The sequence below is a fragment of the Pseudoalteromonas sp. T1lg10 genome, from assembly GCF_002964545.1.
In the GTDB taxonomy this organism is placed as follows: domain Bacteria; phylum Pseudomonadota; class Gammaproteobacteria; order Enterobacterales; family Alteromonadaceae; genus Pseudoalteromonas.
This window is the reverse complement of the sequence record NZ_PQBV01000001.1, coordinates 39,515-54,748: the sequence shown is the minus strand read 5'-3', so window position 1 is coordinate 54,748 and position 15,234 is coordinate 39,515. Positions and strand designations below refer to the sequence as shown.

Here is a 15,234-nt window from a genome sequence, read left to right as displayed (position 1 = left end):
GTTTAAAACATGTAATAAAAAGCCCGGTAAAACCGGGCTTTTTTTATGTACTAAGACAATTATTTAAAACGACGTCTCAACGCCAATAAAGGTAAGGCCAATAGTGCCAGCCAACCTAATGAGCCACTTTGGCGCTCATAGCTGCCGGCCGCTTCCGGTGGACACTCTTCAATCTCACCACCTGCTATGCGGCTTAATTTAACCGGCATTGCCACACTTTCAAAAAGAACTTTGCCGCTGTCGTCCACTTCGACTTCACCACGGGCATTGAGCTTTTCTTTGCTCTTAGTAGCAACACCATAGATAACGCCATCATCGTCAATGGCTGTTGCTTCGGCAAAGTTGTAAGGGTAATTACTTTCACCATCGATATCATAACAAGGAAGCAAGTCATTAATATTAGCTACCGTGTCATCGCCAATGTTGTAAATAAAGCCTTCGCGGCGACGGCTTGATGAATTCACTACATCAACCTCACCCTCACCTATGATCACGCCGTGGATGTTAACATCGCGGGCCACAGAGCTTGAGCTGACAAAGTAGTCACTTGGGAACACGGTTTGACCCGTGTTGAGATCATGGTAGAAAAATTTCGTAGTGGTTCGTCCATCTATGCGTTTCGAGCCGTATCCAGTGATGATTCCTTCTTCATTGATCGCCACCGCCTTACCGGCACGCCAATCATCTTCTTGATTCAATAGCTCTATAACTTGACCATTTTGAAACAACACTGGCATGGTTAAGATTCTACTTTCACTATCGAATTGACGCACATGAGAATAGCCAACCGCTAGGCCTTGACTGTTTACCGCCAAAGCCATCGAAAGGAATGAATTGCCATCGTCTTCGTCAGGTACCAAACCGAGGCCAAGATCCTTGGTTTCAACCGTATTTAGATCAGCGTCCAAAGTCCACAATATTGCACGGCGATCATACAGATCATTTAATGCGTTACTTGAGGCGTTATTTTCTAAGCGCCATACACACACTGCAACCGGCTCATCTTCACCGTCACAACGTTCGTCATAATCTTCCTGGCGGTCAACGGGAACGCCGATGGATGCGCTACCAACCACATAGTAGCCGCCATCGGGGCGCTGCACTATATCGGAAGCCATGCTGGTGCCACCATACAGAGCAGAGACTGGCTCTAATGTACTTACCACACCCGTTGGTGAAACCACTACGCCACGCGAGCGATAGTCACGAACAAAGTAGGTTTCAGCTTCATTTTCACCACTGGGAGTAAATTCTATTTTCTTATAAGGCGCCGAGCCGCTGCCCACGCGCACACCATCTTCGCTGATGGCGTTATATAAGTTACTGACGCTACGGGTGTAGCCATCATAATCAGTAGATGTTTGATCGAGTAATACCTGCTCAACCGCAGGGCTCGGAGTAAAGTTTACCGCAGCCACATCGGCGACCTTCTGCCAGTTTTCATTGCCATTATTTGATGACAAGAAGCCCAACATAAAGGTTAAGGCATCGGCATTTAAATTTCCGCCGGCAATATCGTCCAGGGTAAAGGTAATTTCTTTATTGATTTGTTCAAAATGACGATATTCCCAGTCATCGTACGCACGAGTAATGATGCTCTCGGTAAAATCGATATAGCTAACGTCGATAGGCAGGTTATAAATGCCGCGGACCTGGCCTATTACTTCACCGTTATTGTTGGCGTCGGTGATAAAGTGGTGTTTTGCAGTGTCTAAGGTACTAAGTTCTTCTAGTTGATATACCGCGGCTTGCGCGCTGGCGCTAAGGCCCGCAAATATGCTCAATGCAACCAAGGATTTTTTCATCTTCTTCCCTACTACTGATTTTGTAATTCTTCGAGTTCTTCCCAACGGGCGAACGCAGCTTCAAGCTTCGACTCAAGCTCTGCCAATAGGTTCAACTTGGCGTTGGTTATTTCATTGTCTTGCTTAAAAAAGTCACTACTATTGACCTCTTGCTGCAGGCTGTCAATAGCTTCTTCCAGTTCTTCTACCTGATTAGGCAGTTGTTCTAACTCGCGTTTATGCTTATAAGACAATTTATTCGCAGATTTTTGCTTCACTGCCTTGGGCGTATCAAGGGTCGCTTTTTGTGCTTGTTTTTTAGCTGCTTCCTCGGCCGCTAAAATCTGCTGCCTATAGGCTTCATAATCGCTGTAACCACCCACTACCTCGGTGATTTTACCTTCACCATCAAAACCCCAGACGCTCGAACAGGTGTTATCGATAAACTCCCGGTCGTGGCTGACTATCAAGACTGTGCCCTGATACTGGTTCACGATTTCTTCAAGCAGCTCAAGGGTTTCAATATCCAGATCATTGGTCGGTTCGTCAAGCACAAGTACATTGGAAGGCTTTAAGAAGATCTTGGCTAATAATAAGCGGTTTTTCTCACCGCCGGAGAGCGCCTTAACCGGCGTACGAGCGCGTTTTGGCGGAAACAGGAAGTCTTGCAAGTAACCCAGTACATGGCGGCTGCGACCACCAATTTGCACTTCCTGCTTTCCATCTGCGACGTTATCCTGAACGCTGGCTTCTTCATCTAGCTTGGCACGATACTGATCGAAATAGGCGATTTCCAGATTCACCCCTTGCTTGAGCTTGCCGCTGTTTGGCTGCAGTTGGCCAAACAACAACTTTAACAAGGTGGTTTTACCGACACCATTAGGGCCAACCAAACCAACGCGGTCGCCGCGCATAAGCAAGGTCGAAAAGTCATCGACTATGACCTTATCACCAAAGGCATGGCATAAGTGCTGTGCCTCGGCCACCAGTTTGCCCGACCGAGCGGCGGTTTCTATGTTTAAGTCCACCTTGCCTACTTGCTCGATACGCTGTTTACGCTCCTGACGCAAAGATTTCAGCGCCCGCACACGTCCTTCATTACGGGTACGACGCGCTTTAATACCCTGGCGGATCCAGGCTTCTTCTTCGGCGAGCTTTTTATCAAACTCGGCGTTTTGCTGCTCTTCTACTTTTAAATCGTGAGCCTTACGCTCTAAGTAGGTGGCATAATCGCCGGGATAAGAGACAAGCAGGCCGCGGTCTAAATCGAGAATACGTGTCGCCAGGGCGCGAATAAAGGCACGGTCGTGGGAAATAAAGACGATGGCGCCTTTAAACTCTTTTAAGAATTGCTCTAACCATTGCACCGAGGCCACATCCAGGTGGTTGGTAGGCTCATCAAGAAGCAGTAAATCAGGCTCGCCTACTAACGCCTTGGCCAGGGCCACCTTGCGCAACCAACCACCGGATAAGGTGGCTAACAAGGCATCGGCATCCAGTTGTAATTGCCCCAGTACCAGCTTGATTTTAGACTCAAAACGCCAGCCGTCTTTGGCTTCTATTTCCGCAGAAATGTTCGCTAAGCGCTCCAGTGCCTTATCATCGTCGGCATTAACCGCCAAGGCGGCATTGAGGTTATGGAATTCTTTTAGCAAACGCGCCAAGGCAGGTAAGCCATCGGCCACATAATCAAAGACTGTACCGTCGCTGTCGCGTGGGGGATCTTGCTCTAAGCGGGCAATTTTTAGTTCGCCAATCTGGTTTATATCACCATCATCGAGTAAAACATCACCGCTTAGTACCTTTAAAAACGTCGACTTACCGGCGCCGTTGCGGCCCACCACACATACTCGCTCGCCTTGTTCGATAACGGCATTGGCGCCGTCAAGTAAGGGATGCGTACCATAGGCTAGTTGCCCGTTTGTTATTCTAATTAGGTCCATACTGCTTAATCAATTCGCTGATTGCCTGCTGGTCAAAAGGCCACCCCAGCTCGGCCTGTGGGTTATGTGCCAAAGCCAGCACCGGAATGCGTATCTGATACGCTTCGAGCCACTGCGGCTGGTCGATAATATCGCGCAACTCAATGGCTTCGATATCCGGATGCTGTTGCAATAATGCCTGCGCCTGCTCACACAGATGACAGCCATCGGTATGATAGAGCACCACCTTAGCCATGGCGGATCAACCAGGCATTGTGGATATGCTTGTTGCGGGCGAAGTCCGGCGACTGAGTCTGCTCGGTAATGTTTTCACACTGCAAGCCTTGTAATGCCAAGGCATCCACATCCATCTTAAAGCCGCGCTTGTTGTTTGAAAATAACAAGGTGCCCTGCTTGGCCAGTAGCTTGGACGCATCCTTGATAAGGGTCACATGATCACGCTGCACATCAAAGCTGTCGCGCATGCGTTTCGAGTTAGAGAAGGTCGGCGGATCTAAGAAGATCAGATCATACTCGCCGCGGGTACGCTTAAGCCACTCGATACAATCGCCCTGCTCAAAACGGTAACGCGGGCTTTTCAGGTTGTTGAGGGCAAAGTTGCGCTGCGCCCACTGCAAATAAGTTTTTGACATATCCACCGTGGTTACCGACTTGGCACCGCCAAGCGCCGCCTGCACCGATGCGGTACCGGTATAGGCGAAAAGATTAAGTACACGTTTACCCTGGCTCAGATCACGCACTCGTTTACGAGCCAAACGGTGATCCAGGAAGATGCCGGTGTCGAGGTAATCAAACAGGTTCACCTCAAATTTAGCACCGTACTCGGTGACCACCATGGTTTTACCCTGAGAGCCCTGAGTTTGATACTGGCTATCACCCTTTTGCTTACGGCGCTCCTTGAGAGCAACCTGTCCTGGCGCGATCTCCAAGGTCTCACAGGTGAGCATAAGCACGTCCTGCAGGCGCTTTTGCGCAACATTGGGGTCAATATTCTTTGGCGCTGCGTATTCGTAAATCACAGCGCTGTTTTGGTAAACATCAACGGCAACGTTGTATTCCGGAATATCCGCATCGTAAAGGCGATAGGCGCTGATCTCATCGCTTTTAAGCCACTTTTTCAAAGCCTGACGGTTCTTCTTCAGGCGATTGGCAAAGGCCACGGACTCTTCAAAATGCAAAGGCGTTTTGCTTTCGCTCTGTCCTTGTGTCTGCTGCTCGGTAATATCGTACAGGGCCAACAAGGTATCGAGCGGGCCGTTTTTAAACTTGTATTGCTTGTGTTTTACCAGTTTAAACAGCTTGAGCATTTCTGGCTCGCTGATCAAAAGTGCTGCACGCCAGTGGCAAAAGTGCTGCTTCAACTGGTGACCCATTTGGCGATACAGGGCGACAATTTCCGCCATAGAGCCAAGGCGCTCACCATAAGGCAAGTTCGCCAGCAGCACACCAGGGCGTTTCGCTGGCGCCTTCATATCGGCAAGATCACCAACGGCAAAGTCGATGCATTCACTCACGCCGGCGTTGGCTGCATTCTCTTGCGCCTTTTTAATTACCTGAGGGTTGATATCGCGACCGATAAGCCAAGGTTTTACGTCATCGTTAACCTGATCTTTAATGCTTTGCTTTAGCTCTTTAAATTTGGCAATACGGAAGCTGGGCAGGCGCTCAAAGGCAAAGCCTTCGCGTGATAGTCCGGGTGCCTTGTTTTGGGCCATCAGCGCCGCTTCGATAAGCAAGGTGCCGGAGCCACAGGTTGGGTCGAATAAAGGCTTGCTGGTGTCATCAAGCCAACCGCTACGCATCACCAGCGCTGCAGCTAGGTGTTCTTTTAATGGTGCCTTACCCTGGGCGCTACGATAACCGCGTTGCGACAGGCGTGGGCCGGAATAGTCGATATACAGGGTCAGTTTATCGCGGTTAAGTTTGGCAACCATACGTACGTCCGGCGTTTCTTTGCTGACGCTGGGACGACGCTCGTACAAGTCATAGAAATAGTCACAAATGGCATCCTTGATCACCAAGGCGCCGAACTGGGTGTTTTTCAGCTGCCGATTGGTGCCGCTAAATTCCACCGCAAAGGATTGATCCGGACCGAAAAACTCTTGCCATGGCTGAAAGCGGGCAAAATTATACAGGGAGGTTTTGTCTTCGATGTCGCTGCCTTGTTGCAACACCAACATGACACGGGTGGCCAAGCGGGTGCACAAGCACACCTTTTGTGCGGTTAAACTATCGGCGCTGAACTCGACGGCACCAACGCGCTGTTTGGTAACTTCAGCACCTAGTTCGGTGAGTTCTTGTTGTAGCAGTTGTTCTATGCCAATGGATGTAGAAGCGACAAATTGCAAGGTGACTTTCCTATCTCGTAAATTCCCCGAGATTGTATCACAGCCCCTTTGTCTTAGGCGCTTTTTTGTTGTCCTTGGGCGGAGAAAATCGGTGTGATACGGTCGTTTAGCACCTTGATCACAGCAAACTGTTGCAGCTGTAAATTTTCATCAAGGGCAAAGCTAGACTCAAGGCATAGACACACACTTGCTTGCTCGGCGCAGTCAACAATCAGGAATTGTCCACTTTGCTGGGAAGAAGTCAGCTGTACCACGGCTTCGTGATTGGCTTGGTTGCCAGTATAGGGGGCGAAGAACCAGCTTTTCGCCAGCATGGGCTTAAGGTAGTGTTTGACCGCGGTGGCGTTAAGCGCAATCTGACAGATATGGGCATCATTCCACAGCGAAAACCCGCTTAAGTACTGACAAACCTGCTGATAGAACTCGGCATCACGCAGATTAAACTTGGGCTGGGTAAAGGCTTCATCAATCAACTGGCGGCTTTTATACGGCGTGCAAAACTGCATGTCACCCATGTCGAGTAACAGTGTATTGCGCTCTTCGCATACTTGCCATTGCCAATCTTGTTGTGCCTGTAACATCCCTTCCTCGATTTAATATAAATTAAAGTCAATAAAATCAATGCTTATAACTTTGGATTATAGCGCTTGGCGATCCCCTGTAAAATTAATTCTAATAATATTTTACGAGGGATCGTCCGTATTAATAGCGGATCCTTATAAGCCGCTTAAGATCCGTTTAACCAGCGCCGGGCCTTCGTAGATAAATCCGGTGTAAATCTGCACCAAATCTGCTCCGCCATTGAGTTTCTCTTTAGCCGCTTCAGCGCTGTCGATACCGCCGACGCCGATAATAGGCAACTGACCATTGGAAATACGCTTGATCTCCTTGATCACCTCTAAAGACTTGGCACGCACAGGACGACCAGACAAGCCACCGGCTTCATCCGCATACTGTAGGCCCTGCACTGCGGTGCGATCTAAGGTGGTGTTGGTCGCAATCACGCCATCTATCTTGTTGTTTAACAAAGAATGGGTAACCTGCTCTACCTGCACCTGATCAAGATCAGGGGCTACCTTTACCAGCATGGGCACTTGTTTATTGTGCTTGGCAATAAGATCCAACTGTTCGTTTTTCAGGCTGGATAAAAGATCATCCAGCGCCTCGCCGTACTGCAGATCACGCAGACCCGGCGTGTTCGGCGAAGAAATATTCACCGTGATATACGAGGCGTGCTCGAACACCTTACGCATACAGTGGATGTAGTCATCCTTGCCCTGCTCGTTTGGCGTGTCCTTGTTCTTGCCGATATTAATACCCAGGATGCCGCGATAGTTTGACGCCTTAACGTTGGCAACCAGGTTATCTACGCCCTTGTTGTTAAAGCCCATACGGTTGATCACCGCATGCTGCTCTGGTAGGCGGAAAATACGCGGCTTATCGTTACCGGCTTGTGGTCGTGGCGTCACCGTGCCTACTTCGATAAAACCAAAACCCATTTGCGCAAAGGCGTCGATACATTCGGCGTTTTTATCCAGACCGGCGGCCAAACCCACTGGGTTTTTAAATTCCAGGCCTAGAAATTCCGTTGGCTTATCGGCCACATTTTGCGACCAGGCCATAGACAATGGTGTGTTGGCAAAGCGACGTAGGTTGTTTAGCGCAAAGTCATGCGCCCATTCCGCGTCCTTGGTGAACATAAAACGGCGTGCTAATTCGTAAAACATGGATCCCCCTAGAAAAAAATACCCCAGCCAAAGGCCGGGGTATTCTACAGAGTTTTACTGCTTATTAACAGAGAGCTTAGTTACGTTGATCACAGTTATGTGCAAGTAACATCAACTCACGCAGAGCTACAGAGAACTTCGCAAAATCATGACTTTGTGACGTCTTAAATTCGCTTAGCATCTGCTGCCAACGATGCAATAAGGCATCGTTTGCGTCCATCCAGGCGTCGATTTGCGCATCAACATCCTGTTCCTTGTCATCGAAGCTGCGCAGTACAACATCAGTCAAGGTACGCTGCTGCCAATCCAGCTCTTCGCGGTACGAGGCACGAGCAAGGGCTTGCCAGTGGTTTTGTACCGGCTGATTGGTGATCTGCGTAAGGAACCAGTGTAGACCCATACGCGCACCCAGCTTGAAGTAAGTGCTTGAAACAATCGCCGTAGGACGCTTGCTTTGCGTTGCCACTTCCGCCAGATCCATGGCTGAGAACAGGCTTGAAAGCGATACGATACGCATCGCCAGTTGCGCCGGAACGCCCTTGTCTGCCAATGCAGTCGCGTTTTTGCGGATCTGCTCGCTCTCTGCGCTCACCATGTAGCTGTGCAGGTTGTCCGTTAGATCTTTAAAGCAAGGTGCAAAGTGCTCGATGCTCTGCTCAATGGTCAAGGCCTTGTTGCGGTGACGTAAGAACCAACGCGTGGCACGACGTACGGTACGACGAAGCTGATACAACATTTCTGTTTGCACCGCTGCATCAACCTGGTTGTCCAGGGCACTGATCTCGCTCCAGGTTGTTGGCAAGGCGAAGATTTCGCGGGCAATGCTGTAGCACAGGGCGATTTCAGCATCCGAGGCACCGGTTTCTTCGTGCATGCGCACCATAAAGTTAAGACCCATGTCGTTAACTATGTTGTTAGCCAACTTGGTGGCAATAATTTCTCTGCGTAGCGGGTGATTGTCCATGGCCGCATTGAAACGCTCGCGCAGTGGCGCAGGGAAAGATTGCACCAACAACTGACGGTAGTATGGGTTTTCCGATACTTCGTCCGTTACCAAGGTTTCTTTCAGTACCATTTTCGCGTACGACACCAACACAGACAGCTCAGGACGAGTCAGGTCTTTACCTGATGCGGCGCGCTCTGCCAGCTCTTCATCGCTTGGTAGGAATTCGATAACGCGATCCAGCTTGCCTTCTTTTTCAAGGGCGTGGATAAAGCGTACCTTTTCTTTAAGCGTTGACGCGCCTTTTAACTGAGTCACGGAAATGGTCTGGGTTTGACGGTAACAGTCTCTCAGTACCAACTCTGATACTTCGTCTGTCATCGCATAGAGCAATTCGTCACGCTGTTTCTTAGTCAAGTCGCCTTCACCCACTAGAGAGTTAAGCAAGATCTTGATATTCACTTCGTTATCCGAACAGGCTACACCACCTACGTTATCGGTAAAGTCGGTGTTGATACGACCGCCTTTAGCAGCAAACTCGATACGACCCAATTGCGTCGCACCCAGGTTACCACCTTCACCGAAGATCTTCGCACCCAGCTCGCCGCCGTTGATACGAAGCGCATCGTTAGCGCGATCGCCTACGTCTGTGTCGGTTTCAGACTTAGACTTGATGTAAGTACCGATACCACCGTTCCATAGCAGGTCTACAGGCATCATCAGTATGGCTTTGATCAGCTCAGTTGGCGTCATCGCCGCCTTCTTGGTGCCAATCATCTTCTTAATCTCAGGCGTCAAGGTGATTGACTTGGCGCTACGGTTAAAGATACCACCGCCTTGAGAGATCAATTCGCTGTTGTAATCTTCCCAGCTTGAACGCGGCAGGTCGAATAAACGCTTGCGCTCTTCCCAAGACGTGGCTGCGTCCGGGTTCGGGTCGATGAAGATGTGCATATGGTTAAATGCCGCTTGTAAGCGCGTGTGCTTAGATAGCAACATACCGTTACCGAATACGTCACCGGCCATGTCGCCGATAGCAATGGCGGTAAAGTCTGTGTTTTGACAATCAATGCCGATTTCACGGAAGTGACGTTTCACCGACTCCCAAGCACCCTTGGCGGTAATACCCATCTTCTTGTGGTCATAACCAACAGAGCCACCCGAGGCAAAGGCATCGCCTAGCCAGAAGCCATACTCTTGCGCGATACCGTTAGCGATATCAGAGAAGGTCGCGGTGCCTTTATCGGCAGCAACAACCAGGTACGGGTCGTCTTCGTCATGACGAGTCACATCGACAGGAGCAACAATTTCGCCATGAACTATGTTGTCTGTGATATCCAGTAGACCGCGGATAAAGATCTTGTAGCACTCTTGACCTTCGGTAAAGAAGGCTTCGCGCTCACTCGGTAGCTGCTTACAAACGAAACCACCTTTAGAACCAACAGGTACGATAACCGTGTTCTTAACCTGCTGCGCCTTAACCAGACCCAATACTTCGGTACGGAAGTCTTCACGACGGTCTGACCAACGTAGACCACCACGAGCAACCTTACCACCACGTAGGTGTACACCTTCAACGCGTGGTGAATAAACAAAGATTTCAAACGCTGGAAGTGGCAGTGGTACATCCGGGATCAAGCTTGGCTTAACCTTGAATGAGATGTAAGACTTAAACAGACCATCTTCAGCTTTTTGGTAGTAGTTGGTACGCAAGGTGGCCTTGATCATATCAACGTACAAGCGAATGATACGGTCATCATCCAGGTTAGCTACGTTTTCAAGGGCTTCGTAAATTTGCGCAATCAGCTTCTCAAGGGCTTTATCCGTGCCAGGAGCCTTAACCGAGAACTTCTTAGCAAATAGTTTAACGATTTGCGTGGCGATGTCCGGGTAGTTGGCAAACGTGCTTTCGATGTAGCTTTGCGAGAAGGTTACGCCGATTTGACGCATATACTTAGCATAGGCGCGCAGGATTGATGCTTCACGACCCGCTAGGCCACCAACCAATACCAGGCGGTTAAAGCCATCGTCTTCCAAGCGGTTGTTCCAAACATCCGTTAGCGCTTTTTGGAAACGTGCAGAAACCTTGTCGAAGTCCGCTACTTCTTTGTTGCTCAGCAACATAGAGAAGTCCATGATCCAGTTTACCTGGCCATCAGACGTTTTCACTGCGTATGGAGTTTCACCGATAACGCGCAGACCGAAGTTTTCCAACATCGGCATAACGTCTGACAGGTGAATAGGCTCATCTTTGTGGAACAAAGATAGGCGTACTATGTTTGAGCTTACTTCTTCTTGTGGACGGTAGAAAAGCATTTCCAGCTTGTTGTCGTCATCAAGCAACTCTAGCTTTTCGATATCAACTACGGCAGCGCTAGGCAGTACCTGATCTTTGTAAGCGCTGGCAAACGCATTAGCGTATTTGCGGTTAAGTTCGTTACCACGGGCTTCGCCATTGCTACCAAGTAATGCCGATTGCAGTTTATCTTCCCAAGTACGGGCTGCTTCTACTAAATTGTTTTCGATTTCTTTCACGTCGTAATCTACGTTGTCGTCTTGCACGCGCACTATGTAGTGAGTACGAGCAAGGTTTGATTCTGAGAAATAAGTGGTAAAGGCCACTTTGTCGTTCGAGCCAAAGGCTTCTGCAAGAATTTGCTGGGTTTCGCGGCGCAGCGCTGTGTTATAACGCTCACGTGGCACATACACCATGCACGAGAAGAAACGACCATAAGTGTCTTTGCGCACGAACAGGCGACACATATCACGTTCTTGGATTTGCAATACGCCCATGGCTACATCAAGTAGTTCGCTTTCGCGAGCTTGCACCAGTTCGTCACGAGGATAGGTTTCAAGAAGGTTTAACACCGCTTTATAGGCGTGTGTACCCGCAGCGAAATCACTCATATCCAATACACGGCGGATCTTCGACTTCAACACCGGCACATCGGCGGCGCTGTTATTGTAGAAGCTCGATGAGAACAAACCGATAAAACGGTCTTCGCCTACCACGTTGCCGTCTTTATCGAAACGCTTAATGCCGATATAGTCGGTGTGCGCCGGACGGTGTACACGGGAAACCGAGTTGGTTTTAGTCAATACCAAAAGGTTATTACTGCGCGCTTCTTTGCGAGCGGTTTCTGGCATGTCTGACAGTAAGCGTAAATGGTTTTCATCTGAGTTCTTCATCAGACCTAGGCTTGAGCCTTCCACGCCCTTAAGCTGATGGTCACCCTTCACCGGCGTCAGCAGGTATTGACGGTAACCCATAAAGGTAAAGTTATCGCTGGCCAGCCACTCTAGAAACTCCAGGGTTTCATTAAGCTCAACCGCATCAACATTGTGCGGGCGCTTAGGCAAGTCTTTGATCACTTCAAGCAACTTGCTGCGAATTGGCTGCCAGTCTTCTACTGCCAGTGAGACATCGTTTAGAACCGACTCAAGCTCGGCTTTAAAGGCATTGATTTCGCCTTCATCGGTTTGACGGTCAATCTCGATAAAGAACACTGTTTTCGTCGAGTTCGACTCTTGCTCGGCTTTTAGGTTCGAAAGATTGATGATGGCGCCATCGTTATCGCGCTGAATTTTTAACGGTGTATGCAGCAACAGGTGTGAAGCTATATTGGCACGATTCAGTGACATGCGCACCGAGTCCACCAAAAATGGCATGTCCTTAGCTATGATTTCAACGATGGTGTGAGAGGATTGCCAACCGTGTTTTGCTACTTCAGGGTTAATTACGCGGATCACCGCTTCGTCGCCCTTGTTTCCCTCTAGGGAATTCCAAAGACTAAGCGCTGCCCCGTAGAGGTCACTGTCATTTCTGTGTACTAGGTCCTCAGCCGACATATTGCTGTATAACGCATGGGCGAATTTGTCGACCAGTGACACCTTGTCTGGATTAACTTTGCTCTTAATAAGCTTGCTGACGTTATTCAGAATAACGCTAGCGTGACCGTCATTTTGTGTCATTGTGTGTTCCTTAATCTATACCGCCTTGTGAACGGGTGACTGAATAGCGTGGAGTCGGGGTGAATTCTAACCCTTTTACAGCTAATAAACAGCCTTTTCGATGAAATCAGACCAATGATTTCAGCGCTTTGACGCATTATTCACAAAATATAGATAGAAATGGCCGAGACCGGCCATTTCCGTTAACACGTATTCACATTATTTTTTCTGGTCAGACCACAAGAAGGCGCTGATTGCTGGAATTATAAGCAAGGCACCTATCATGTTTACCAGGAACATAAAGGTTAACAAGATGCCCATATCGACCTGAAACTTCAGCGCCGAGAAAATCCAGGTACTTACACCCACTGCCAAGGTGATACCTGTAAATAGCACAGCACTGCCCCGCTCAACCAAGGCATTACGATACGCCTGACTTACACTAAGGCCCTGCTTAAGCTGGATCATCTTGGAGGATAGGATATAAATACCGTAATCAACACCTATACCCACACCCAGGGCGATAACCGGCAAGGTCGACACAGTAAGGCCAATCTCCAATGCCACCATCAGCGCCTGCGCCAGGGTCGATACTATATACAGAGGCAGAACCACGGCTATGGTCGCGCGCACCGAGCGGAAGCTGACCAAGCATAGGGCTATCACAGCACCATAGACATACAGCATCATGGGCGTTTGCGCTTCGGATACGGACTCATTAGTGGCCGCCATCACGCCGATAGGACCTGAGGCCAAACGGAATTGCAGTTTGTCGGTGCCAAACTCGGCGCCCACTTCCTTCACCGTCGCCACTACCTGATCTATGCTTTGCGCCTTATGGTCTTTCATAAAGATGATCACCGGCATCACAGAGCAATCGCCATTAAGCAGGCCTGAGCTTGTTTCCACCCGCGACGACGCCTGCACCAGAGATGCGGTATTGCGCGGCAGGGTTTGCCATTTTAAATTGCCTTCGTTGTAACCGGCGTTGACCGCCTGCGCCACACTGGCAAGAGACACACTGCTTTGCACCCCGGGGACGTTTTCAATACGCCACTGGAATTGGCGAATACGCTCCATCACATCGTGCTCGGTACAAGCCGCTGGATAGGCTTCAACTATCACCTTAAGGATATCCGAGGAGATCTCGTATCTATCGGAGATCAAGAAGGTATCCTGGTTATAGCGGGCATCTTCGTGCAACGCCGGCGCGCCTGCATGCAAGTCGCCGATATGCATCTTTTGTGATTGCCAATAACCGAAGGCAAAAAGCAGCGCCGTACAAATAAGGATAATGGCGGCATATTTTCTATCGGTGGCGCAAACCAGTAACTCACGGAGTTTAAACAGCGCATCTTTATTTCTGTTATCCGCGGACAGCACGTGCAGGTTGCTCACATTCAAGTAAGAAGCAATCACGGGTAACAACACCAGGTTGGTAAAGATGATCACCGCCACCCCTAAACTTGCGGTAATGGCCAGCTCACGAATAATGCCGATGTCGATAGCAAGCAGGGTTAAAAAGCCCACTGTGTCCGATAGCAAGGCGATACCACCTGGGATCATCAAGGCCTTAAAGCTCGACTCCGCAGCATTTTTAGCGCTGCTGCCCAGTTGTACTTTTTTGGCGATATCATTGATCATTTGCACACCATGACTCACGCCTATGGCAAAAACCAAAAACGGCACCAGAATCGACATGGGATCCAGACCAAAGCCCAGGGTTGAGAGCAGACCAAGCTGCCAAACCACAGCGATAAAGGAGCAGACAATTGGCAACAGGGTCAGCTTAAAGCTTTTACAGAACAGCCACACCATAATAAAGGTGATCACTATGGCGAGGGCAAAGAAGAGCAATACGCCCTTGGCACCATCGGCGATATCACCGGCCATTTTCGCAAAGCCGATAATATGAATGCTGACGTTGTCCGTACTCAGGTCATCACGGATTTTGCTTTCAAGCTGCTCGGCAATCGCCAAGGTATCGAGCTTCTCACCGGTTTGTGGGTCGAACTCCATCAGCTGGGCACTGACCATGGCACAGGAATAATCAGACGCTATCATGCGCCCTACTACCTTGGCCTTTTCTATGTTTTCTTTTACCCGGGCTAAGCCACGCTCATCGGGACGAAAATTTGCAGGAATAATGGGGCCGCCACTAAAACCATCTTCGACCACCTCAACAAAGCGGGCACTGGGCGAGAAGATCGAATTAACCAAGGGGCGGTTAACGCCGGGAATAAAGTAAAGCTGATCATGTACCGACTTTAACTGAGTAAAGAACTCTTCATTAAAGATGTCACCACCGGCATCACAAACGGAAATTAATATGCTGTTGGCGCCACCAAATTGCTTCTCATGCTTGGTGTACACCTTCATATATTCATGGTTAAGAGGGATGTTTTTATTAAATGAGGCGTCGAGTTTAAGCTGAGTAGCCTGAAAAGCCAGGGCTAATGTGGCCAACACAAAGGCCATTATCACCCACATGCGATGGCGGAATAAACTACGCTCTAATGCTTCCACTATAATTTGCAT

General features: G+C 49.2%; 8 protein-coding genes. All 8 read right to left on the bottom strand.

Annotation, left to right across the window (positions count from 1 at the left end; genetic code table 11):
* Positions 1-59: 59 nt before the first annotated feature.
* The gene (locus C2M17_RS00235) at positions 60-1,805 is read right to left on the bottom strand and encodes a DUF3466 family protein (RefSeq protein WP_105198889.1); all 1,746 of its coding nucleotides are present in this window, start codon (positions 1,803-1,805) and stop codon (positions 60-62) included.
* Between the two features lie 11 nt (positions 1,806-1,816).
* Positions 1,817-3,727, bottom strand: coding sequence for an ATP-binding cassette ATPase Uup (gene uup, locus C2M17_RS00230; protein ID WP_105198888.1), 1,911 nt, complete (start codon positions 3,725-3,727; stop codon positions 1,817-1,819).
* On the bottom strand, positions 3,714-3,962 hold the full coding sequence (locus C2M17_RS00225; RefSeq protein ID WP_105198887.1) for a glutaredoxin family protein: 249 nt from the start codon (positions 3,960-3,962) through the stop codon (positions 3,714-3,716). Before C2M17_RS00225 ends, uup begins: the two co-directional genes overlap by 14 nt.
* Positions 3,955-6,075, bottom strand: coding sequence for a bifunctional 23S rRNA (guanine(2069)-N(7))-methyltransferase RlmK/23S rRNA (guanine(2445)-N(2))-methyltransferase RlmL (gene rlmKL / locus C2M17_RS00220; protein WP_105198886.1), 2,121 nt, complete (start codon positions 6,073-6,075; stop codon positions 3,955-3,957). Before rlmKL ends, C2M17_RS00225 begins: the two co-directional genes overlap by 8 nt.
* A gap of 53 nt (positions 6,076-6,128) precedes the next feature.
* A complete protein-coding gene (locus tag C2M17_RS00215) occupies positions 6,129-6,656 on the bottom strand; it encodes a cell division protein ZapC domain-containing protein (protein ID WP_105198885.1) in 528 nt (175 codons plus the stop codon).
* 135 nt (positions 6,657-6,791) lie between these two features.
* A complete protein-coding gene (pyrD, locus tag C2M17_RS00210; RefSeq protein ID WP_105198884.1) occupies positions 6,792-7,802 on the bottom strand; it encodes a quinone-dependent dihydroorotate dehydrogenase in 1,011 nt (336 codons plus the stop codon).
* Positions 7,803-7,878: 76 nt separating this feature from the next.
* A complete protein-coding gene (locus C2M17_RS00205) occupies positions 7,879-12,717 on the bottom strand; it encodes an NAD-glutamate dehydrogenase (protein ID WP_105198883.1) in 4,839 nt (1,612 codons plus the stop codon).
* Positions 12,718-12,915: 198 nt separating this feature from the next.
* Positions 12,916-15,234: an efflux RND transporter permease subunit gene (locus C2M17_RS00200; protein WP_105198882.1), complete on the bottom strand. Its 2,319-nt coding sequence runs from the start codon at positions 15,232-15,234 to the stop codon at positions 12,916-12,918.